The following is a 21,729-nucleotide window of genomic DNA, read 5'->3' as shown; positions in this document are numbered from 1 at the left end:
GATCGCCCGCGACCTCATCCTCTGGTTGGCCGCCCGGAGCTTCCCCGGGCGGCCAACAAGGCACACCTTCGACGCCTTCTAAAACAGGCCCTAGCGCGCCCCGGCCGCCCGGTCGGCGGCCTGCGCCCGCAGCGCCCGCTCGACCCCGGCCCTCGCCTCGACGACCTGGCGCCGCAGCGCCGGCGCCGGCTCGGCCGCGGCCAGCCACGCGTCGGTGGCGTCGACCGTCGCCTGCGACACCTGCAGCGCCGGGTACAGCCCGCCGATGATCTGCTGTGAGATCTCGTGGCTGCGGGTCTCCCAGACGCCCTTGACGGCGTCGAAGTACTTCGCCGCGTACGGTGCGAGCAGCTCCCGCTGGTCGGCCTGCTGGAAGCCGGCGATGGTGGCCTCCTGCACGTAGTTGGTGAGCGTGTCGGACTCGACGACCGCCGCCCACGCCTGCGCCTTGGCCTCGGCGGTGGGCCGGGCCGCGCGGCAGGTGGCGGCGTGCTCCTGGCCGGCCGCGGTGTTGTCGCGCGCCAGCTCGGCGGCGACGGCCGCCTCGTCGGCGCGTCCGGTGGCCGAGAGCCGGACCAGCAGGGTCCAGCGCAGCTCGGTGTCGACGGCCAGGCCCTTGATCTCGGTGGTCCCGGCGAGCAGCCCGGCGAGCAGGTCGAGCTGGGCGTCGGTGCGGGCGACGGAGGAGAGCGTGCGGGCCCAGGCCAGCTGGTGGTCGCTGCCGGGCTCGGCGGCCCGCAGGTGCTCCTCGGCGGCGGCGGCCCAGCGGGCGAGGCCCTCCTCGCGCCAGGCCGGGTCGGTGTAGGCGTCGAGGGCGAGCTTGACCTGCCGTTGCACGGACTGGACGACGCCGATGTCGCTCTCGCGCCCGATGCCGGAGAGCGCGAGCGCCAGGTAGTCGCGGGCGGCGAGTTCGCCGTCGCGGGTCATGTCCCAGGCGGAGGCCCAGCACAGGGCGCGGGGCAGCGACTCGGTGAAGGCGCCGAGGTGTTCGGTGACGACGGCGAGCGAGTCCTCGTCGAGCCGGATCTTGGCGTAGGAGAGGTCGTCGTCGTTGAGCAGGACGACGGCCGGCCGGTGCCGTCCGACGAGCTCCGGCACCTCGGTGCGCGGCCCGTCGACGTCGAGCTCGATCCGGTCGGTGCGCACCAGGGTGTCGCCGTCGGCGAGTTCGTACAGGCCGATGGCGATGCGGTGCGGGCGCAGCACGGCCTCGCCCTTGGCGCCGGCGGGGAGGGCGGGGGCCTCCTGGAGGACGGTGAAGGACTCGATCTCGCCGTCGGTGTTCAGGACGATCGAGGGGTGCAGCACGTTGATGCCGGCGGTCTCCAGCCAGGCCTTGGACCACGCCTTGAGGTCGCGTCCGCTGGCCTCCTCCAGCGCGCCGAGGAGGTCGCCGAGGCGGGTGTTGCCCCAGGCGTGGCGCTTGAAGTAGGCCTGCACGCCCTGGAAGAAGGCGTCCTGGCCGACGTAGGCGACGAGCTGCTTGAGCACCGAGGCGCCCTTGGCGTACGTGATGCCGTCGAAGTTGACCTGGACGTCCTCCAGGTCGTTGATGTCGGCCATGATCGGGTGGGTGGACGGCAGCTGGTCCTGCCGGTACGCCCAGGTCTTCATCTGGTTGGCGAAGGTGGTCCAGGAGTGCGGCCACCGGGAGCCGGGCGCCTCGGCCTGGCAGACGGCCTCGGCGAAGGTCGCGAAGGACTCGTTCAGCCAGAGGTCGTTCCACCACTCCATGGTGACGAGGTCGCCGAACCACATGTGGGCGAGCTCGTGCAGGATCGTCGCGGCGCGGGCCTCGTAGGCGGCGTCGGTGACCTTGGAGCGGAACACGTACTGGTCGCGCAGGGTGACGGCGCCCGCGTTCTCCATCGCGCCGGCGTTGAACTCCGGGACGAACAGCTGGTCGTACTTGGCGAACGGGTAGGGGTAGTCGAACTTCTCCTGGAAGTAGTCGAATCCCTGCTTGGTGACCTCGAACACGGCCTCGGCGTCGAGGAATTCGCGCAGCGAGGGCCGGCAGTAGACGCCGAGCGGCACCTTCTGGTCGCCGTTCTCGTAGCTGTCGAACACGCCGACGTAGGGGCCGGCGATCAGCGCGGTGATGTAGGTGGAGATGCGGCCGGTCGGCTCGAAGGCCCACACCCGGGTGTCCCCGTCGCCGGTCGGCTGCGGCGTCGGCGAGTTGGAGACGACGACCCAGCCCTCGGGGGCGGTGACGGTGAAGGTGAACGCGGCCTTCAGGTCGGGCTGCTCGAAGTTGGCGAAGACGCGGCGGGCGTCCGGCACCTCGAACTGGGTGTACAGGTAGGTCTCTCCGTCGACCGGGTCGACGAAGCGGTGCAGGCCCTCGCCGGTGTTGGTGTAGGCGCAGTTCGCGACGACGCGCAGCTCGTTCTCGGCCGCGAGGCCCGGCAGCGGGATGCGGCTGTCGGCGAAGCTCGCGGGGTCGAGCGCGGCGCCGTTGAGGGTGATCTCCTCGACGCCCGGGGCGACGAGGTCGATGAACGTGTCCGCGCCGGGGGTCGTGGCGGTGAACCGGACGACGGTGGTGGACCGGAAGGTCCCGCCCTCGCGGGCGGTGCCGAGGTCGAGCTCGATGTCGTACGCGTCCACGTGCAGGAGGTCGGCCCGGGTGCGGGCCTCCTCACGGGTCAGGTTGGTGCCGGGCACTCGCTGAACTCCTTCGTCGGGCTGGTGTTGCGCATCTTCCCATGGGCAACGCGCGGGCCCGCCGAATAATCGCGGGCGGACGGCCCGGGCCGCGCAATGGCGGGGGGACGACGAAGGAGGGGCGGGCCGGGGCCGAAGCCCCGACCCGCCCCTCCCCGGGAGCGACGTCAGTCCGTCGTCACTTCTTCGCCCACTTGGTGAGCGGCGAGTCCGAGCCGTACCGCGAGAAGGTGATGACCTCGCTGGCGTCCTGCGCCATCTTGTACTCGTTCAGGCTGGCGCCGATGTCCATGCCGTCCGGCATGGCCAGGGTCCCGAGGTCGGTCATCGAGCCGTCGGTCGGCGAGAGGGTCACGAGCCGGGCGGGCTTCTTGTACCCCTGGGTGAGGATGGCGCGGACCTTGCCGTCCTTGTCGTACCCGGAGACGAGCCGGATGTCCTGGTTGGCCGTCGGGTTGGCGGCCGACCACAGCCGCTTGCCGGTGGTCAGGTCGTACGCGTTGACGGCGTCCTTGGTCCCGGTGACCTGCGCGTACAGGATGTTCCCGCTGACGACGTTCGCCCTGATCGCGTCGCTCAGGCCGGTCAGGCGCAGGCTGTCGGAGCCGGGCTCCTTGACCGACATCGGGTTGCCCGGCTTGTCGCTCTTGTCGAACGGCAGGACGTAGTCGCCGTTGGTGCCGTTGGTCATGAGCACCACCAGCGGATCCGCGGAGACGACCTTGTCGACCGCCTCGATGCTGCCGGCGAGCGCGAGCGGCGTGCTCTTCTGCGCGCCGGTCTCCGAGTCCACCACGTACAGCTGGGACTTCGGGCTGCTCTCGTAGCAGCGGTCGCTGATCACGATCTGGGCGGCGGCGGTGCGGCCCGTCACGGTGCAGCTGCTGTCGCGCGGCTTCCACGACCAGACGGTGCTGCCGTTGTCGATGCTGACCGCGCCGACCAGCCGGCCGCCGATCGCGACGACCTTGTCGGTGACGGACAGGGTCGGGGAGGAGAGCCGGTCGTTGGAGACCTTGACGCTCCAGGTCAGCTTGCCCGAGGTGAGGTCGACAGCGGCCATGGTGGAGCAGTCGCTGTCACCGGTGTTGAAGGCGACGGCGCCGATGTTCTTGGAGTTGGTGCTGTTCGACGCGGCGCACAGCTCCTTGGCGCCGTTCGGCACCGGGATGGACCACGCGGGCTTGCCGTCGGACAGGTTGTACGCGCGGATGCCGTTGGAGTCCACGCGCACGGCGAGCTTGTCGGTGGCCCAGATGCCGAGCATCTGGGTGCTGCCGTCCGAGTCGGTGGCCTTGGGGACGGACCAGGCGACGTTGTAGCTGGCACCGCTGCCGCCCGTGCCGCCGTTGCCGCTGGTGCCGCTGCTGGTCCCGGTGCTGGTGCTGCCGCCGTCGCCGGAGGTGCCGGTGGTGGTCCCGCCGGTGTTCGCGACCGGGTTGTCGGGGTTGTCCTTCTGCTGGAACAGCACGACCAGCGCGGCGACGATGGCGATCGCGAGCACGCCGCCGATGATGCCGCCCCACACCATGACGGGGTTGCGCTGCTTCGGCACGGCCGGCACCGGCGTGGTCGGGTAGGCGTAGCCGCTCTGCTGCTCCTGCGGGTAGCCGTAGCCGCCGCCGTAGGACTGCCCGGCGTCGGGCGCCTGGTAGCCGCCGGGCACCGGGTCGTACGGGCCGACGGGCGCGCTGGCCGGGGGCGGCGGCGGGGCCTGGGAGGGGAAGGCGGCGGCGGTCGGCGCGTAGGCCGGGCCGGTCGGCGGTGCGGCCGGCGGCGCCGCCGGCTGGGCCGGCGGTCCCGCGGGCGCCGCCGGTCCCGGGATCGCCGAGCCGTCCAGCTGCGTCATCTGGTCGGCGACGGCGGCCGGGTCGACGCCGGGCTGGCGCCCGAACGAGACGCCGCGGTGTTCCTGCGGGCCGCTGCCCGGTGTTTCGCCTGCCCCCGGCGTAGGGTGATCCCCTGCCATCTGATTCCCCGTCATGTCTGGATTCGTCCCCTGCCGGTACCGTCCGCGGTCCGGTGGGACGCGTGAGATTGGGCACCATGGTAGTGGTGACCGGTTTTCGGCTGTCGGCAGGAGCCCGAAAGCCCCCGGACCTCCCCGGGATCCCCCCACCACCTCAACCCCACCGTGACCTGACGACCCCGCCGGCCACCCCGAACGCCCCCCGTCCCCGCCCGGCCGCGCCCCTCCCGCCGCCTCCTCCGCCGCCCGCCGTCACCCTCGCCGCCCCCTGATCCCGCCTCCAGCACCCCTACCTCCCACCCGGAGCCGTAGGCTTCAGGAGTTGAAGGGGACGCCCGGCGGAGGGGTCCCCGCCCCTCTGGGATGGTGGATCATGGCGACGGACACACCGGGCTCGCAGTCATCGCTGCACCGGGCGAACCTGGAGCGCGTGCTGCGGGCCGTGCGGATGGCCGGCTCGCTGACCCAGGCCGAGATCGCCCGCGGCACCGGCCTCTCGGCGGCCACCGTCTCCAACATCGTGCGGGAACTGAAGGAGAGCGGCACCGTCGTCGTCGCCGACACCTCCTCCGGCGGCCGCCGGGCCCGCAGCGTCTCGCTCAGCGGCGACGCCGGCATCGTCGTCGGCATCGATTTCGGCCACACCCACCTGCGGGTCGCGGTCGGCAACCTCGCGCACCGGGTGCTCGCCGAGGAGAGCGCCCCGATCGACGTCGACGTCTCCGCCGCCCAGGGCTTCGACCGCGCCGAGGCCATGGTCGATCGGCTCCTGGCGCAGGCCGGCTTCCGCCCGGACAAGGTGATCGGCGTCGGCCTCGGCGTGCCCGGCCCGATCGACGTGGAGACCGGCGCACTCGGCTCCACCGCGATCCTGCCCGGCTGGACGGGCATCGCCCCCGGCCGCGAGCTGGCCGAGCGGCTCGGCATGTCGGTGCACGTCGACAACGACGCCAACCTCGGCGCGCTCGGCGAGCTGGTCTGGGGCGCCGGCCGCGGTCTGAGCGACCTCGCCTACATCAAGATCGCCAGCGGGGTCGGCGCCGGCCTGGTGGTCAACGGCCAGATCTACCGCGGCCCGGGCGGCACCGCCGGTGAGATAGGGCACATCACGCTGGACGAGGCCGGCCCGGTCTGCCGCTGCGGCAACCGCGGCTGCCTGGAGACCTTCGTCGGCTCCCGCTACCTGCTCTCCCTGCTCTCCTCGACCCTCGGCCCCGACCTCACCCTGCCCAGGGTGGTCGAGCTGGCCCACCAGGGCGACCTCGGCTGCCGCCGGGTGATCGCCGACGCGGGCCGGCAGATCGGCACCGGCGTCGCCACCCTGTGCAACCTGCTCAACCCGCGCCGGGTGATCCTCGGCGGCGACCTCGCCGAGGCCGGTGAGCTGGTGCTGGCCCCGATCCGGGACTCGGTCGCCCGCTACGCGATCCCGAGCGCCGCCCGCCAGCTGTCCGTGGTGCCGGGCACCCTGGGCGGCCGCGCGGAGGTGCTGGGCGCGCTGGCGCTCGTCATGAGCGAGATGGGGGAGTCGGGCGCCCTCGCCGCCGCCTCCGTCAATCGGAATTGACGCGACCCGCTCCCGCCCGGACCCCCGTCACCTCGGGGATCGTCCATGGCCGGCCGGTGGCACCGGGCGCGCCGCTCGGTGTCCGGCAGGCGGACATTAGACTCGACCGGTCGGCACCGACCACGACCGTCGCAGCGGACCGTCGAGGCGCACCGGCACACCGGGCAGCGACGCCCGTCGGACCGGCCGCGGTCCGCGAACACTGAACGAGGAGGAACGGGTGGCCCTGCTGACCCGCATTCGGGGACCGCGCGATCTCGACCGGCTCACGCCCGGACAGCTGGCCGCACTGGCGCAGGAGATCCGGACCTTCCTGGTGACGGAGGTCTCCAAGACGGGCGGCCACCTCGGCCCCAACCTCGGCGTGGTGGAGCTCACCATCGCGCTGCACCGGGTCTTCGACTCCCCGCGCGACCGCATCCTCTTCGACACCGGCCACCAGAGCTACGTCCACAAGCTGCTCACCGGCCGCCAGGACTTCTCGATGCTGCGGATGAAGGGCGGCCTGTCGGGCTACCCGTCCCGCGCCGAGTCCGAGCACGACGTGATCGAGAACTCGCACGCCTCCACCGTGCTCTCCTACGCCGACGGCCTGGCCAAGGCCAACCAGCTCAAGGGCAACAGCGACCCGGTCGTCGCGGTCATCGGCGACGGCGCCCTCACCGGCGGCATGGCCTGGGAGGCGATCAACAACATCGCCGACGCCACGGACCGCCCGGTCGTCATCGTCGTCAACGACAACGAGCGCTCCTACTCGCCGACCATCGGCGGCATGGCCAACCACCTCTCCACGCTGCGCACCACCCAGGGCTACGAGCGCTTCCTGTCCTGGGGCAAGGACGCGCTCCAGCGCACCCCGGTGGTCGGCCAGCAGCTCTTCGAGACGCTGCACGGCGCCAAGAAGGGCCTCAAGGACTTCATCGCCCCGCAGGGCATGTTCGAGGACCTCGGCCTCAAGTACATCGGCCCGATCGACGGCCACGACCTCACCGCCCTGGAGTCCGCGCTGACCAAGGCGCGCGGCTTCGGCGGCCCGGTGATCGTCCACTGCCTCACCGAGAAGGGCCGCGGCTACCACGCCGCCGAGAACAACGACGAGGACCGCTTCCACGCGGTCGGCGTGATCCACCCGGAGACCGGCCTGCCGATCAAGAGCGCGGGCAAGGACTGGACGTCCGTCTTCGCCGAGGAGATGGTCGCGATCGGCCGCGAGCGCGAGGACGTGGTCGGCATCACCGCCGCCATGCTCCACCCGGTCGGCCTGGCCCCGTTCGCGGAGGCCTTCCCGAAGCGGATCTTCGACGTCGGCATCGCCGAGCAGCACGCCGTCACCAGCGCCGCCGGCCTGGCCACCGGCGGCCTGCACCCCGTCGTCGCCGTCTACGCGACCTTCCTGAACCGCGCCTTCGACCAGGTCCTGATGGACGTGGCCCTGCACAAGCTGGGCGTCACCTTCGTGCTCGACCGGGCCGGCGTCACCGGCAGCGACGGCGCCTCCCACAACGGCATGTGGGACATGTCGATCCTGCAGGTCGTCCCGACCCTGCGCCTGGCCGCCCCGCGCGACGCCGACCAGCTGCGCGCCCAGCTGCGCGAGGCCGTCGAGGTCGAGGACGCGCCGACGGTCGTGCGCTACTCCAAGGGCACCGTCGGCCCGGCCGTCGCCGCCGTCGGCCGGGTGGGCGGCATGGACGTGCTGCGCGCCGCGGAGGAGTCCGCCGGGGCGCACCGCGCCGACGTGCTGATCGTCTCGGTCGGCGCGATGGCCGGCACCAGCCTGGAGGTCGCCGACCTGCTGGCCGCCCAGGGCATCACCGCGACCGTGGTGGACCCGCGCTGGGTCAAGCCGGTCGACCCGGCCCTGCCGGGCCTGGCCGCCGAGCACCGCGCCGTCGTCACGATCGAGGACAACGGCCGCGCGGGCGGCGTCGGCGCCGCCGTGGCGCAGGCGCTGCGCGACGCCGACGTGGACCTGCCGGTGCGCGACTTCGGCATCCCGCAGGAGTTCCTGGACCACGCGACCCGGGCCGAGATCCTGGCGGAGATCGGCCTCAACGCCCCGGACATCGCCCGCAAGGTGACCGCTCTGGTGGCCGGTCTGGACAAGGCCGCCACGGAGGCCCGCGTCGAGGCCTGAGCCCCGTCGCAGGGCCGTTTGCCCCAACTCTGTAACAGCTCGTCACAAGACGAGCCGATAATCGCACCGAAAGGCGGGACCGGCGCTGCCCGCGCCGATCCCGCCCGGTAGGTTGTGATGGTGCCGACCACCCCCACCCACCCCCGCCTCGCCGGGCTGGCCCAGCGCCTGCCCGAGCGCGTCCGTACCCACGTCACCACCGGGTACTGGACCAGGCTGGTGCCGGTGCTGGCACTGGTGGCGCTCGCCACCCACATCCCCTCGTTCGCCCGGCCGGTGTGGAGCCCCGACGAGGGCTTCCTGGCCACCCAGGCCCGGATGCTGGCCGACGGCGGGGTCCTGTACGACACCGTGGTCGACCGCAAGCCGCCGCTGCTGCCCTGGCTCTACCAGGCCTGCTTCGCCGTCTTCGGCTCCGCCTCGCTGTGGCCGCTGCGCACCCTCGCGGTGGTCGCCCACCTGGTCACCGCGATCCTGCTGGCCTCCATCGCCCGCGGCCGCTGGGGCAACCGGGCCGGCGCCGGCGCCGGGCTGCTCTACCTGCTGGTGTCCATCGGGCTCTCCCCGGAGGACACCCAGGCGGCGACCTTCGAGGTCTTCATGCTGCCCGCCATGGTGGCCGCCTTCCGCTACGCCGAGCGCCGCCGTTGGCTGGCCGCCGGCATCGCGGTCGCGCTTTGCTCGCTGACCAAGCAGACCGGCGGCGCGGTGCTGCTCCCGGTGCTGTGGATGCTCCTCCAGGACGCCCGCCGCCGCGGGGTGCGCTGGCCGCCCGCCCTGTTCAAGATCGGCTTCGGCTTCGCGCTGCCGATAGCGCTCGTCGCGGTCATCCTGACCAAGCCCAAGGGCTTCCTCTTCTGGGTGGTCACCGGCAGCGGGGACTACGCCTCCTTCGGCGGCGCCTGGCTGCAGATGACCGGCCGCGCGCTCGGCAACTCGGCCATCCTGGTCGCCGCCGGCCTGGGCTTCCTGCTCCCGGTGGGCCGGCGCCTGTGGCTCAAGCACCGCCACCGCCCGCTGCCGGTCGCCGGCGAGGAGCACGGCTCCACCGCCGACCTGTGGGTGTGGCTGCTCTCGTCGGTCGTCGCGGTCAGCGTGGGCTTCCACTTCTTCGGCCACTACTACCTCCAGCTGATGCCGCCGCTGGTGCTCCTGGGCACCGGCGCGGTGGCCACCTCGGCGGTCCGCTGGAAGCCCGTCCTGGTGTACACGACGGTCGCCTCCACCGTCTTCTGGGGCCTCGCCCTGGCCTGGCCGGGGGAGCGGCTCAGCCGCACCACCGAGGTCGCCACCGCGGTGGCCGCCCAGACCACCCCGAAGGACACCGTGCTGGTCTGGGGCATGCACCCCGAGCTGTACTGGCTGGCCGACCGCAAGCCCGCCACCCGCTACCTGACCGCCGGCTTCCTCACCAACTACAGCGGCGGCAAGGACGGCAGCCAGAACGTCGGCGAGCAGTTCAGCGTCTCCAACGCCTGGCAGACCTTCGACAAGGAGCTGGCCAACGGCCTGCCCGAGGTCTTCGTCGACGACTCCGGCATCGCCCCCTACCAGCCCGTGATGGTCCCCAGGATCGAGAACCTGCTGGACACCCACTACGAGATGATCGGCGTCATCGGCGACACCGTCTTCTACCGCCTCAAGCACTGACCCCTGCCTGAAGCACTGGCCCCCGCCTCAAGCACTGACACCACTCCCGGCCCGACAGGCCGGGGGAACGCACGAAGGAGCCCCGGTGACCGTCCAGGTCACCGGGGCTCCGCCGTTCGTACGGGCTACGCCTTACGCGGGCACCGAGGCCACGCCGGGGGCGAGGAACCGCTTGCCGTTCACCCGCTCCGAGACGCCCTCACGGTCCAGGTACGGGGTGATCCCGCCCAGGTGGAAGGGCCAGCCGGCGCCGGTGATCATGCAGAGGTCGATGTCCTGCGCCTCGGCGACGACACCCTCCTCCAGCATCAGGCCGATCTCCTGCGCCACGGCCTCCAGGGCACGGCTGAGGACCTGCTCCTCGGTGAGCACCGAGTCGCCGAAGGCCAGCAGCTCCAGCACCTCGGGGTCGAGGACCTGCTTGCCGTCCACCCAGGTGTAGAAGCCGCGCTTGCCGGCCTTGACCACCTTGCCGAGGTTCTCGGAGACGGAGAACCGCTCCGGGAAGGCGCCGTGCAGGGTCTCCGAGACGTGCAGCGCGATGGCCGGGCCGACCAGCTCCAGGAGCATGATCGGGGACATCGGCAGGCCGAGCGGCTCGACGGCCTTCTCGACGCTGGCGATCGGGGTGCCCTCGTCGATGATGCTCTGGATCTCGCCCATGAAGCGGGTCAGGATCCGGTTCACTACGAACGCCGGGGCGTCCTTGCACAGGACCGAGGTCTTCTTCAGCTTCTTCGACACCGCGAAGGCGGTGGCCAGCGAGGCGTCGTCGGTCCGCTCGCCGCGGACGATCTCCAGCAGCGGCAGGATCGCGACCGGGTTGAAGAAGTGGAAGCCGACGACCCGCTCGGGGTGCTTCAGCTTCGAGGCCATCTCGGTGACCGACAGCGAGGAGGTGTTGGTCGCCAGCACGCAGGTCGGCGAGACCACGTTCTCCAGGTCCGCGAAGACGGTCTGCTTGACGCCCATCTCCTCGAACACGGCCTCGATGACGAAGTCCGCGTCGCCGAAGGCGGCGGCCTTGTCGAGCGAGCCGGTGACCAGGCCCTTGAGGCGGTTGGCCTTGTCCTGGCCGATGCGGCCCTTGCCGAGCAGCTTGTCGATCTCGGCGTGGACGTAGCCGACGCCCTTGTCGACGCGCTCCTGGTCGATGTCGGTGAGGACCACCGGCACCTCCAGACGGCGGGCGAACAGCAGCGCCAGCTGCGAGGCCATCAGACCGGCGCCGACGACGCCGACCTTGGAGACCGGGCGGGCCAGCGACTTGTCCGGCGCGCCGACCGGGCGCTTGGCCCGGCGCTGCACCAGGTTGAAGGCGTAGATGCCGCTGCGCAGCTCGCCGCCCATGATCAGGTCGGCCAGGGCGGCGTCCTCGGCGTCGAAGCCGGCCTGCAGGTCCTGGTCCTTGACCTGGGCGATGATGTCCAGCGCCCGGTAGGCGGCCGGGGCCGCGCCGTGCACCTTGGCGTCGGCGACCAGGCGGCCCCAGGCGACGGCGTCGTCCCAGGCCTTGCCGCGGTCGATCGCCTCGCGCTCGACGGCCACGTCGCCCTTGAGGACCTTGGCCGCCCACAGCAGCGACTGCTCCAGGAAGTCGGCCGGCTCGAAGATCGCGTCGGCGATCCCCAGCTCGAACACGTCCTTGCCCTTGAGCTGCTTGTTCTGCGCCATCGAGTTCTCGATGATGACCTTGACGGCCTTCGCGGGGCCGATCAGGTTCGGCAGGATGGTGCAGCCGCCCCAGCCGGGGACGAGGCCGAGGAAGACCTCGGGCAGCGAGAACGCCGGGACGCCCGCCGACACGGTGCGGTAGTCGCAGTGCAGGCCGACCTCGACGCCGCCGCCCATCGCCGCGCCGTTGTAGAAGGCGAAGGTGGGGACGGGCAGCGCGGCGATCCGCTTGAAGACCTCGTGGCCGCCCTTGCCGATGGCGAGCGCGTCCGCGTGCTCCTTGAGCAGCTCGACGCCCTTGAGGTCGGCGCCGACGGCGAAGATGAACGGCTTGCCGGTGATCGCGGCGCCGACGATGGTGCCCTCGGCGGCCTCGGCCTCGACCTGGTCCAGCGCCTCGCTCAGCTTCAGCAGCGAGCCGGGGCCGAAGGTGGTCGGCTTGGTGTGGTCGAAGCCGTTGTCCAGGGTGATGAGGGCCAGCCTGCCGGCCTGCAGCGGCAGGTCCAGGTGGCGCACGTGCGCGGTCGTGACGACCTCGCCCGGGAACAGCTCGGCGCCCTGCTGGAGCAGCTCAGTGGTGTTGCTCATGCTCACTTACCACCCTCGACCTGAGACGACTTTTCCGCTCCGCTCCAATGCGGGTTCTCCCAGATGACGGTGCCGCCCATGCCGAAGCCGATGCACATCGTGGTGAGGCCGTAGCGGACGTCCGGGCGCTGCTCGAAGCGGCGGGCCAGCTGGTTCATCAGGCGGACGCCGGAGGAGGCCAGCGGGTGGCCGAAGGCGATCGCGCCGCCGAACGGGTTGACCCGCTCGTCGTCGTCCGCGATGCCGTAGTGGTCGAGGAAGGACAGCACCTGGACGGCGAAGGCCTCGTTGACCTCGAAGGCCTGGATGTCGTCGATGGTGAGGCCGGCCTTGGCCAGCGCCTTCTCGGTGGCCGGGACCGGGCCGATGCCCATGACCTCGGGCTCGACGCCGGCGAAGGCGTAGGAGACCAGGCGCATCTTGACCGGGAGGCCGAGCTCCTCGGCGACGTCCTCGGCGGCCAGCAGCGAGGCGGTGGCACCGTCGTTCAGACCGGCCGAGTTGCCCGCGGTGATGTTGCCGTGCGGACGGAACGGGGTCTTCAGGCCGGCCAGCGACTCCATCGTGGTGCCCGGGCGCATCGGCTCGTCCACGGTGGCCAGGCCCCAGCCGGTCTCGCCGACCTCGGGGTTGGTGTTGCGGATCGTGATCGGCACCAGGTCGGGCTGGATGTCGCCGTTGGCGTACGCCTTGGCGGCCTTCTCCTGGGAGCGCACGGCGTAGGCGTCGCAGCGCTCCTTGGTGATGTGCGGGAAGCGGTCGTGCAGGTTCTCCGCGGTCATGCCCATGAACAGGGCGGACTCGTCGACCAGCTTCTCGGAGACGAAGCGCGGGTTCGGGTCGACGCCCTCGCCCATCGGGTGGCGGCCCATGTGCTCGACGCCACCGGCCACGACGATGTCGTAGGCGCCGAAGGCGATGCCGCCGGCCGTGGTGGTGACGGCGGTCAGCGCACCGGCGCACATGCGGTCGATCGCGTAGCCGGGCACGGACTTGGGCAGGCCGGACAGCAGGGCGGCGGTGCGGCCGATGGTCAGACCCTGGTCGCCGATCTGCGTGGTGGCCGCGATGGCGACCTCGTCGATGCGCTCGACGGGCAGGTTCGGGTTACGGCGCACGAGCTCCCGGATGCACTTGACGACCAGGTCGTCGGCGCGCGTCTCGTGGTAGATGCCCTTCGGGCCGGCCTTGCCGAACGGGGTGCGGACGCCATCGACGAAGACGACGTCCCTCGCGGTACGAGGCACGGGGGCTCTCCTCCCAGGGACCAACATTTGAGGTGGGCAGGCTGCCGCCGGCGAAGACCCGAGCGGCGCCGCTTCACCGCCATGCTACCGGTCGGTAACCAACCTGCCCAGGCCTCTCGGAGGGTTCACCCGGTGTGTCCCGCGACACGTCCGACCAGGACCGCTCCCCGGCGGCGGCTCCGGAGGCGCCGAAGGGGACGCCGTCCGTCCGGACGGCGTCCCCTTCGGCCGGCGCGCGAGGCCGGGCCCGCGCCCGGGGTCAGTCCTCGGCGGCCGCCGCCGCGGCGAACGCGGCGGCCACCACCGGGGCGACCAGGTCGACCTGCCACTGCCGGGCCCCGAGGCCGCGCAGCGCGGCGGCCACCCCGGCGGCGCCCGGGTCGGCCGGCGGTTCCCAGGACACCCGGCGGACCAGGTCCGGGGTGATCAGGTTCTCGGCGGGCAGGTTGTGCTTCTCGGCCAGCTCGCTGACGGCGCTGCGGGCGCCGGACAGCCGGGCGGCGGCGACCGGGTCCTTCTCGGCCCAGGCGCGCGGCGGCGGCGGCCCGTCGTGCGGCGCGGCGGCCGGCGGCAGCTGGTTCTCCGGCACCTCCCGGCCGCGCTGCACGGCGGCCAGCCACTGCTCCAGCTGGCGCCGGTGCACCCGCGGCCCGAAGCCCTGGACGGCCTGGAGCGCGGCGATGTTCAGCGGCATGGCCAGCGCGGCGTTGACGATCGCGGCGTCCGACAGGACCCGGCCCGGCGAGACGTCGCGGTCCTGCGCCATCCGGTCGCGGGCCAGCCACAGTTCGCGCACCACGGCCAGCTGGCGACGCCGGCGGACCTTGTGCAGCTGCGAGGTGCGCCGCCACGGGTCGGTGCGCGGCGCCGGACGGGGCGCGGCGGCGATCGCGGCGAACTCCTCCAGCGCCCAGTCGAGCTTGCCCTGGGCGTCCAGCTCCCGTTCGAGTGCGTCCCGCAGCTCGACCAGCACCTCGACGTCCAGAGCGGCGTAGCGCAGCCACGGTTCGGGCAGCGGACGGGTGGACCAGTCGACCGCCGAGTGCTCCTTGGCCAGGCTCAGGCCGAGCACGCTCTCGGTCATCGGACCGAGGCCGACCCGTGCGAAGCCGGCGATCCGTCCGGCCAGCTCGGTGTCGAACAGCCGCCGCGGTCTCATGCCGACCTCGGCCAGGCACGGCAGGTCCTGGGTGGCGGCGTGCACCACCCATTCGGCGTCCGCGAGGGCGGCGCCGAGCCCGCCGAGGTCGGGGCAGGCGATCGGGTCGATCAGCGCGGTGCCGGCGCCCGCGCGGCGCAGCTGGATCAGGTACGCGCGCTGCCCGTAGCGGTAGCCGGAGGCCCGCTCGGCGTCGACCGCGACCGGTCCGGTGCCCGCGGCGAAGGCGGCGACGGTGGCGGCCAGCGCCTCCTCGTCCGCCACGACGGGCGGGATCCCCTCCTTGGGCTCAAGGAGCGGGACCGGGGCTGCTTCTTCTGGGATGGCTGCTACGGCGTCGGTCACTCACCAAGGGTACGACGGACCTCGGAGCCGGGAGTGTTGTCGGACTGGTCAGACCGGGTCACCGACTATGCCACCGGAACCTCCGGGAACGCCGCGGCGGCTCAGGAGGAAACGTTCCTCCTGAGCCGCCGCGGTGTTCCGGTTCAACGGCGCGGCCCCGATCGGCTCAGTGGATGATCCCGGTGCGCAGCGCCACCGCGACCATGCCGGCCCGGTCGCCGGTGCCGAGCTTGCGCGCGATGCGGGCCAGGTGGCTCTTGACGGTCAGTGCGGACAGACCCATGGCGACGCCGATCGCCTTGTTGGACTGACCCTCGGCCACCAGCCGCAGCACCTCGACCTCGCGGCCGGACAGCTCGCGGTAGGCGGTCGGCTGCGCGCCCGGCGCACCGGGGGCGCCCGGGGCACCCTGCGCTCCGGGTGCACCGGGCACGCCCGGCATGCCGGGGCGGCGCATCCGTCCGGCCAGTCCGGCGGCGCCCAGCGGCAGGCCGGGGCGGCCGGGCATCGCGACGTTGGTGCGGGTGCCGGTGACGACGTATCCCTTGACGCCGCCGGCCAGGGCGCTGCGGACGGCGCCGATGTCGTCGGCGGCGGAGAGCGCGAGGCCGTTGGGCCAGCCCGCGGCGCGGGTCTCGGCCAGGATGGTCAGCCCGGAGCCGTCCGGCAGGTGCACGTCGGCGACGCAGATGTCGCGCGGGGTGGAGACCCGGGGGCGGGCCTCGGCGATCGAGGACACCTCGATCACGTCGCGGACGCCGAGCGCCCACAGGTGGCGGGTGACGGTGTTTCGGACGCGCGGATCGGCGATGACCACCATGGCGGTGGGCTTGGTCGGGCGGTAGGCGACCACGTTTGCGGGGTGCTCAAGAAGGACCGACACCAGGCCTCCTGCGGGGAGTGGCGGACGGAACCCCGATGGGGGCGGTCGGAGTGTTCCGCGTTCGGAAAGGGTCACAGTCTGCTTCGGCAGCTACCGTGCCCGGCTTTAGCGAAAGATCACGATCTAGTGAGTAACAATACGGACAAATCGCGCAAATGATTGATGCGACATGCCTGGTATTCGCACAAAATCGATCGGATTCATCCCCGATTGGGTCGATGGCGATCGCTTTCGACCGGTGAATTGACGCAGAGCCGATCCGAAGTCACACTCCGTCAGCCCTGGGGGTGGCGTCGGGCCGACCGTGGCCGCGCGGCCCCGACGCCACTCCTCAGTGCGAGCGCGGACGCCGCCGGGCGGGCATCGGGACCACTCCACCGAGTGACGGGACGTCGGCGGGCGCCTGCGGGGCCGGGGCGACCGGCGGCAGGCCCGCGCTGGTGCACAGCAGCTCCCCCCAGGCGGCCAGGTGCCGCTCGAAGCGGCCGTCGGCCGGCGTCCAGGAGGCCCGGATCTCGATCTCGGTGGAGGAAGGGCGGTCCGCTAGCGCGCCGAAGTACTGCGAGGCGCACCTGGTCACCGTGCCGGACGGCTCCGCGTACCCGGCGCCGTGCGCCTGCAGCGCGTCCAGCAGCCAGGCCCAGCCGACCTCGGACAGCATCGGGTCGCCGGCCATCTCCGGCTCCAGCTCGGCCCGGGTCATCGTCACCACCCGGAACTCCCCGTTCCAGGCCTCCTGCCCGGCCGGGTCGTAGAGCAGCACCAGCCGGCCGTCCGCCAGCTCGTCGCCGTCCACCTCGACCGAGGCGGTCACCGCGAACGCGTGCGGGGCCAGCCGGCGCGGGGCCGGCGCGGGGGACAGCTGCACCTCGGGCCGCAGCCGCGCCCCGTCGAACGCCGCCACGGCGGCCCGGAACTCGCTCGGCACGCCCTCCCGACCAGTTCCGCCACCTGCTCCGCCACCCTGTGCGGGGTGCCCGCCGACCGCTGCCATGCCCCGAAGACTAGGTCGAAGACGCGGGTTATCGCCGCAACTTCCGTCCGAGCGGCGTGCCGGAACGGCAAACCCGGCCAGATCTTGGAGGAACCGACGAGACCGGCCGGGGAGGGCGGTCCGGGGCGCGTGCGAAGATTTGCACCGTGAGCGAGACAACGGCAGACACCACGGCGGCCGCCCCCGACGGCCGGACCATCCCCGCGCGCCGCGGCGCCGCGTACGACTCCGCGTTCCTGCGCGCCTGCCGGCACGAGCCGGTGCCGCACACCCCGGTGTGGTTCATGCGCCAGGCCGGCCGCTCGCTGCCCGAGTACCTGAAGGTCCGCGAGGGCATCCCCATGCTGGAGTCCTGCATGCGGCCCGAGCTGGTCAAGGAGATCACCCTGCAGCCGGTGCGCCGGCACAAGGTGGACGCCGCTATCTTCTTCAGCGACATCGTGGTGCCGCTCAAGGCGGTCGGCATCGACGTCGAGATCAAGCCGAACGTCGGGCCGGTCATCGCCGACCCGATCCGCACCGCCGAGGACCTCAAGCGGCTGCGCCCGCTGGAGCCGGACGACGTCCCCTACATCACCGAGGCCGTCGGCATGCTCGTCGAGGAGCTCGGCGCCACCCCGCTGATCGGCTTCGCCGGCGCCCCGTACACGCTCGCCAGCTACCTGGTCGAGGGCGGTCCGTCCAAGAACCACGAGAACACCAAGGCCATGATGTACGGGCAGCCCGAGCTGTGGGCCGCCCTCGTCGACCGGCTCGCCGACATCACCTCCGCCTTCCTGAAGGTGCAGATCGAGGCCGGCGCCTCGGCGGTCCAGCTGTTCGACTCCTGGGTCGGCTCGCTCGCCCCCGACGACTACCGCCGCTCGGTCATGCCGTCCAGCACCAAGGTCTTCGACTCCGTCGCCCACTACGGCGTGCCCCGGATCCACTTCGGCGTCGGCACCGGCGAGCTGCTCGGCCTGATGGGCCAGGCCGGCGCGGACATCGTCGGCGTCGACTGGCGGGTGCCGCTGAACGTCGCCGCCGAGCGGGTCGGCCCCGGCAAGGGCCTGCAGGGCAACCTCGACCCGGCCGTGCTGTTCGCCCCCACCAAGGTCGTCGAGACCAAGGCCCGCGAGGTCCTGCACGCCGCCCAGGCGCTCGGCACCAGCGGCCACATCTTCAACCTCGGCCACGGCGTCCTGCCCAGCATGGACCCGGACGCCCTCAGCCGCCTCGTCGCCTTCGTCCACGAGGCCAGCGAGCGCTGACACCCCCCGGTGGCGGGCCCCTCCCGGCGAGGGGCCCGCCACCGGTGCGTTCAGTCCTGCTCGTCCCCCGTCGGGCCGGGAGCGGCGACGGCGGCGGGCATGCGGTACCGGCGCCACCACCAGTACGCCACCGCGGCCGGAACACCCAGCACCAGCAGGAACGGCGCCACCGCGGCCAGGGCGACGACCAGCCCGCGCAGGATCGTCAGCAGCACGTGCCAGCCGCCGGCGAGAGCCGAACCGGCCGACGCCCAGAAACCCTTCGCCCCCACCTTCGGCGCCGGTGGCGGGGCGGGGGCCGGCGGCACCTCGCGGTGCACCTCCAGGGTGATCGTCGAGAGCGACGTCTTGCCGGCCAGCTCCTTCTGCTGCTTCTGCAGCGACTCCAGGTCCGACTCCCGGCGGCTCAGCTCCGCCTCCAGCGCGGTGACCTCGCTCAGCGACTTCGCCTGCGCCATCAGCGCCCGCACCCGCTCCACGCTCGCCTGCTGCGACTGCACCCGGCTCGCCACGTCCGCGACCTGCTGGGTCAGATCGTCCGCCTGGCTCTTGCGGGACACCACCTCGCCGAGCCCGGCCAGCTGGTCCAGCGTCTGCTGGAACGCCGCCGACGGCACCCTCAGCGTGAGCTGGCCGCCCGCGTCGCCGTCACCGCCCCCGGCTATCGACTCCCCGCCGACGTAGCCGCCCGCGGAGCCGGCCATCTCCCGCGCCTTGGCGAGCAGTTGGCCGACGTCCTTGGTGCGCAGCGACAGCTGCGCCGTGTACGCGATCAGCCGGTTGTCCGCCACCGGCGCGGCACTCGCCGCACCGTTCGCCGCGGTGCCGCCCGCGGGCGCCTGGGCGGTCGGCGCCGCACTGGGCGCGGCAGCGGCGGCAGGCGCCTTGGCCGCGGGCGCCGCCGCCGACCCCTGTCGCCCCCCGTCGGCCGCACTGCAGCCGGCCCCCAACGCCACCACGGCAGCCAGCACGGCCACCGCCCCCGCTCGTCTCGCCATCATCGGGCCTCTCCCCAAGTCCGTTGTCAGGTCTCCCCATTGGACGAAAAGCGAGCACGAACGGACCCCACCGGGAGATCGCAACTCCATCACAGCTAGGACGCGGCCCGGACTCGCTATCTTGGCGCCCCGGAGTCCGCGCACCGGGACCGCACGGTCAAGGTCCGCAAGTACGCCGAGGCGGGCATCCCCCACTACTGGATCGTCGAGGATGAGGACGGCCTGCCCGTCGTGCACGCATTCGAGCTGGAGCCGGTGACCTTCTCCCACGCACCCGCAGGGATCTTCCGGGGCACCCTGGAGCGGCCGGTGCCGTTCCCGCTGACGATCGACCTCGACGCGCTGGTGCCGCGCGGCGCGAAGCGTGCAGGGGATTGAGGCATCCGTGTAAGGACCTGCGAGACTGCGAGGCATGTCGGATGCACATGTCGTCGTCATCGGTGGCGGGATCGCGGGGCTGGCCGCGGCCGCGTTCCTCAGTGGGGCGGCCGGTGGGGGGCCGGCGCGGGCCCGGGTGACGTTGGTCGAGGCTTCGGGGCGGCTCGGGGGGAAGCTGCGCGGGGGCGACGTCGGCGGGGTGCGGGTGGACCTCGGGGCCGAGTCGATGCTGGCGCGGCGGCCGGAGGCGGTCGAGCTCGCGCGGGCCGTCGGGCTGGCGGAGGCGCTGGAGCCGCCGACCACCGCGAAGGCCGCCATCTGGACCAGGGGCGCGCTGCGCCCGCTGCCGGGCGGGCAGGTCATGGGCGTCCCCGGGGACCTCGCGGCGCTGGCCGCGTCGCAGGTGCTGTCCGCCGACGGGCTGGAGCGGGCGCGGCACGAGGGCGCCACCGAGGTCGGCGACGACGTCGCGATCGGCCGGTACGTCGCCGACCGGCTCGGCCGCGAGGTGGTGGACCGGCTCGTCGAGCCGCTGCTGGGCGGCGTCTACGCCGGCCACGCGGACGAGATCTCGCTGCGCGCCGCCGTGCCGCAGCTGCTGTCGATCGCCCGCGGCGGCGGGTCGCTCGTCGAGGGGGTGCACGAGCTTGCCTCCCGGCCCCAGACCGTCGGCACGCCCGTCTTCCAGGGGCTGCAGGGGGGCCTCGGCACCCTCCCGGAGGCCGTCGCCGCGGCCTGTGCGAAGGCGGGCGTGGACCTTCGCACCGACACCGCCGTCGACGAGCTGCGTCGCACCCCCGGGGGCTGGCGCGTCGTGGCCGGCGGCGAGGTGCTCGCCGCGGACGCCGTCGTGCTGGCCGTCCCGGCGCCCGCCGCGGCCCGGCTGCTGCGCACGGAGGTGCCCGCGGCGGCGGCCGAGCTGGACACCGTCGAGTACGCGGGCATGGCCCTCGTCACCCTGGCGTTCCGCCGGGCCGACCTGGCCGAGGTGCCGTCCGGCAGCGGGTTCCTGGTGCCGCCGGTGGACGGGCGGCGGATCAAGGCGTCGACCTTCTCGTCCAACAAGTGGGGCTGGTTGGAGCGTTCGGCCCCCGACGCGTTCCTGCTGCGCACCTCGCTGGGCCGGCACCGCGAGGAGCAGGCGCTGGAGCTGGCGGACGAGGAGCTGGTGGCGCTCTCGCTCGCCGACCTCGGCGAGGCGATCGGGCTCACCGCGCGCCCGTACGACACCGCCGTCTCGCGCTTCGAGGCCGGCCTGCCGCAGTACCCGGTGGGCCACCTGGACCGGGTGGCCCGGATCCGGGCCGCGGTGGCCGGGGCCGGCGGCCTGGCGCTGTGCGGTGCCGCGTACGACGGCGTGGGGATCCCGGCGTGCATCGCCTCCGCGGCCACGGCCGTGGCGGCGCTCGACAGACTGTTGACCCCGGAGACCGGGGAAGGTTCCACGGAGAGGACAATGGGCGCATGACTGAGACCGTTGAGCGGCAGCCGGAGCAGCAGCCCGAGAAGAAGAAGGCGCGCGACCTGAACCAGGTCATCCGCTACACGATGTGGTCGGTGTTCAAGCTCGAGGGCGCCCTGCCCGAGGACCGCACCGCCCTGGCCGCCGAGGTGGACGAGCTGTTCGCCCAGCTGGCCGCGAAGGACGTGACCGTGCGCGGCACGTACGACGTGTCCGGTCTGCGCGCGGACGCCGACATCCTGGTCTGGTGGCACGCCGCCGACTCGGACGACCTGCAGGAGGCGTACAACCGCTTCCGCCGCACCGGTCTCGGCCGTCAGCTGGAGCCGGTCTGGTCGAACATGGCGCTGCACCGCCCGGCCGAGTTCAACAAGTCGCACATCCCGGCGTTCCTCGCCGACGAGCGCCCGCGCGACTACGTCTGCGTGTACCCGTTCGTCCGCTCCTACGAGTGGTACCTGCTGCCGGACGCCGAGCGGCGCGCGATGCTCGCCGAGCACGGCCAGATGGCCCGCGGCTACCCGGACGTCCGGGCCAACACGGTCGCCTCGTTCGCCCTCGGCGACTACGAGTGGCTGCTCGCCTTCGAGGCGGACGAGCTGCACCGCATCGTCGACCTGATGCGCGACCTGCGCCCGTCCCGCGCGCGCCTGCACGTGCGCGAGGAGGTGCCGTTCTTCACCGGCCGCCGCAAGCCGGTCAGCGAGCTGCTCAACGGCCTGGTCTGACCGGGCGCTCGACGAGGGAGGGGTCCG

The 21,729-nt window shown here is 72.8% G+C and carries 14 protein-coding genes and 1 pseudogene; 7 read left to right on the top strand and 8 right to left on the bottom strand.

Translation table 11 applies throughout. The features are described from left to right. Positions 1-90 precede the first annotated feature (90 nt). Together pepN and ACFVU9_RS36575 are read right to left on the bottom strand one after the other, a co-directional pair. Positions 91-2,673 carry an aminopeptidase N gene (gene pepN / locus ACFVU9_RS36580; RefSeq protein WP_380506935.1) on the bottom strand — a complete coding sequence of 861 codons (2,583 nt, stop codon included), beginning with the start codon at positions 2,671-2,673 and terminating at the stop codon, positions 91-93. Between the two features lie 178 nt (positions 2,674-2,851). Further along, the gene (locus ACFVU9_RS36575; protein ID WP_387601061.1) at positions 2,852-4,642 is read right to left on the bottom strand and encodes a PQQ-binding-like beta-propeller repeat protein; all 1,791 of its coding nucleotides are present in this window, start codon (positions 4,640-4,642) and stop codon (positions 2,852-2,854) included. A gap of 373 nt (positions 4,643-5,015) precedes the next feature. On the opposite strand from ACFVU9_RS36575, the gene ACFVU9_RS36570 reads away from it, so the two are divergent. From ACFVU9_RS36570 to ACFVU9_RS36560, 3 genes are all read left to right on the top strand, one after another. Next, positions 5,016-6,209, top strand: a complete 1,194-nt coding sequence (locus ACFVU9_RS36570) for an ROK family protein (protein ID WP_387601058.1) — start codon at positions 5,016-5,018, stop codon at positions 6,207-6,209. Positions 6,210-6,429: 220 nt separating this feature from the next. Then, entirely contained in the window at positions 6,430-8,346 is a 1,917-nt protein-coding gene (gene dxs, locus ACFVU9_RS36565; protein ID WP_380441988.1) for a 1-deoxy-D-xylulose-5-phosphate synthase, read from the top strand. 117 nt (positions 8,347-8,463) lie between these two features. Next, entirely contained in the window at positions 8,464-9,996 is a 1,533-nt protein-coding gene (locus tag ACFVU9_RS36560) for an ArnT family glycosyltransferase (protein ID WP_380441990.1), read from the top strand. A 132-nt stretch (positions 9,997-10,128) separates the two neighbouring features. Here ACFVU9_RS36560 and ACFVU9_RS36555 read toward each other — a convergent pair whose 3' ends face one another. The 5 genes from ACFVU9_RS36555 to ACFVU9_RS36535 form a co-directional block, all read right to left on the bottom strand. Beyond that, on the bottom strand, positions 10,129-12,258 hold the full coding sequence (locus ACFVU9_RS36555) for a 3-hydroxyacyl-CoA dehydrogenase NAD-binding domain-containing protein (protein WP_387601054.1): 2,130 nt from the start codon (positions 12,256-12,258) through the stop codon (positions 10,129-10,131). A 2-nt stretch (positions 12,259-12,260) separates the two neighbouring features. After that, positions 12,261-13,505, bottom strand: a complete 1,245-nt coding sequence (locus ACFVU9_RS36550) for an acetyl-CoA C-acyltransferase (protein ID WP_363655388.1) — start codon at positions 13,503-13,505, stop codon at positions 12,261-12,263. A gap of 259 nt (positions 13,506-13,764) precedes the next feature. Beyond that, entirely contained in the window at positions 13,765-15,009 is a 1,245-nt protein-coding gene (locus ACFVU9_RS36545) for an HRDC domain-containing protein (RefSeq protein WP_380496619.1), read from the bottom strand. A gap of 166 nt (positions 15,010-15,175) precedes the next feature. After that, the gene (locus ACFVU9_RS36540; protein WP_359975679.1) at positions 15,176-15,892 is read right to left on the bottom strand and encodes a response regulator transcription factor; all 717 of its coding nucleotides are present in this window, start codon (positions 15,890-15,892) and stop codon (positions 15,176-15,178) included. Between the two features lie 331 nt (positions 15,893-16,223). Then, complete coding sequence (locus tag ACFVU9_RS36535; RefSeq protein ID WP_380447875.1) at positions 16,224-16,886, bottom strand: DUF3000 domain-containing protein; 663 nt, start codon at positions 16,884-16,886, stop codon at positions 16,224-16,226. Between the two features lie 197 nt (positions 16,887-17,083). Between ACFVU9_RS36535 and hemE the strand changes: the two genes are divergently transcribed. After that, on the top strand, positions 17,084-18,136 hold the full coding sequence (gene hemE, locus ACFVU9_RS36530; RefSeq protein ID WP_387601066.1) for a uroporphyrinogen decarboxylase: 1,053 nt from the start codon (positions 17,084-17,086) through the stop codon (positions 18,134-18,136). Between the two features lie 50 nt (positions 18,137-18,186). On the opposite strand, the gene ACFVU9_RS36525 is transcribed toward hemE, so the two are convergent. Beyond that, positions 18,187-19,137, bottom strand: a complete 951-nt coding sequence (locus ACFVU9_RS36525) for a DUF4349 domain-containing protein (RefSeq protein ID WP_387601050.1) — start codon at positions 19,135-19,137, stop codon at positions 18,187-18,189. 123 nt (positions 19,138-19,260) lie between these two features. On the opposite strand from ACFVU9_RS36525, the pseudogene ACFVU9_RS36520 reads away from it, so the two are divergent. The 3 genes and pseudogenes from ACFVU9_RS36520 to hemQ all read left to right on the top strand — a co-directional run. Beyond that, positions 19,261-19,512, top strand: a pseudogene (locus ACFVU9_RS36520) (Uma2 family endonuclease); the annotation flags it as partial. A gap of 34 nt (positions 19,513-19,546) precedes the next feature. Then, the gene (hemG, locus tag ACFVU9_RS36515; RefSeq protein ID WP_387601047.1) at positions 19,547-20,980 is read left to right on the top strand and encodes a protoporphyrinogen oxidase; all 1,434 of its coding nucleotides are present in this window, start codon (positions 19,547-19,549) and stop codon (positions 20,978-20,980) included. Then, positions 20,977-21,702, top strand: a complete 726-nt coding sequence (gene hemQ / locus ACFVU9_RS36510) for a hydrogen peroxide-dependent heme synthase (protein ID WP_329928538.1) — start codon at positions 20,977-20,979, stop codon at positions 21,700-21,702. Before hemG ends, hemQ begins: the two co-directional genes overlap by 4 nt. The last annotated feature ends 27 nt before the right edge of the window (positions 21,703-21,729 follow it).

The organism is Kitasatospora sp. NPDC057936 (assembly GCF_042887525.1).
Lineage (GTDB): Bacteria > Actinomycetota > Actinomycetes > Streptomycetales > Streptomycetaceae > Kitasatospora.
Note: the sequence above shows the minus strand (reverse complement) of the source record. Positions and strands in the feature narration are given on the sequence as shown.

Bases quoted from the DNA above. Each gene is read 5' to 3' on its own strand.
- ACFVU9_RS36535 (WP_380447875.1), bottom strand. From the start codon at position 16,886: ATGGCAGCGGTCGGCGGGCACCCCGCACAGGGTGGCGGAGCAGGTGGC.
- ACFVU9_RS36575 (WP_387601061.1), bottom strand. From the start codon at position 4,642: ATGGCAGGGGATCACCCTACGCCGGGGGCAGGCGAAACACCGGGCAGC.
- ACFVU9_RS36525 (WP_387601050.1), bottom strand. From the start codon at position 19,137: ATGATGGCGAGACGAGCGGGGGCGGTGGCCGTGCTGGCTGCCGTGGTG.
- hemQ (WP_329928538.1), top strand. From the start codon at position 20,977: ATGACTGAGACCGTTGAGCGGCAGCCGGAGCAGCAGCCCGAGAAGAAG.
- ACFVU9_RS36555 (WP_387601054.1), bottom strand. From the start codon at position 12,258: ATGAGCAACACCACTGAGCTGCTCCAGCAGGGCGCCGAGCTGTTCCCG.
- ACFVU9_RS36560 (WP_380441990.1), top strand. From the start codon at position 8,464: ATGGTGCCGACCACCCCCACCCACCCCCGCCTCGCCGGGCTGGCCCAG.
- ACFVU9_RS36570 (WP_387601058.1), top strand. From the start codon at position 5,016: ATGGCGACGGACACACCGGGCTCGCAGTCATCGCTGCACCGGGCGAAC.
- hemG (WP_387601047.1), top strand. From the start codon at position 19,547: ATGTCGGATGCACATGTCGTCGTCATCGGTGGCGGGATCGCGGGGCTG.